This is a genomic window from Brevundimonas sp. ZS04 (assembly GCF_001956865.1).
In the GTDB taxonomy this organism is placed as follows: domain Bacteria; phylum Pseudomonadota; class Alphaproteobacteria; order Caulobacterales; family Caulobacteraceae; genus Brevundimonas; species Brevundimonas diminuta.
The window spans coordinates 1-411 of sequence record NZ_MTHE01000066.1 but is presented as its reverse complement, the minus strand read 5'-3'; the positions used below and the strand labels follow the sequence as shown (position 1 = coordinate 411).

Sequence of the window (411 nt, the reverse complement as noted above, 5' to 3'; positions counted from 1 at the left end):
GTACCGGCAAGCACGCCTGTGGCGTGGTGATCGCGCCGACCAAGCTGACCGACTTCTCGCCGATCGCCTGCGACGAGGAAGGCGGCGGACTGGTGACCCAGTTCGACAAGGACGACGTGGAGGCGGCCGGCCTGGTGAAGTTCGACTTCCTCGGCCTGCGGACCCTGACCATCATCAAGTGGGCGATGGAGATCATCAACCGCGAGCAGGCCAAGAAGGGCCTGGAGCCGGTGAACATCGACTTCATCCCGCTGGACGACAAGCCGACCTATTCGCTGCTGCAGAAGGCCGAGACCACTGCGGTGTTCCAGCTCGAATCGCGCGGCATGAAGGAGCTGATCAAGAAGCTCAAGCCGGACTGCCTGGAAGACCTCATCGCACTGGTGGCGCTGTTCCGCCCGGGTCCTCTGC

General features: G+C 63.7%; 1 pseudogene. It reads left to right on the top strand.

Annotated elements, in window-relative coordinates:
• Positions 1–411 (top strand): annotated as a pseudogene (locus tag BJP32_RS16795) (DNA polymerase III subunit alpha); the annotation flags it as partial.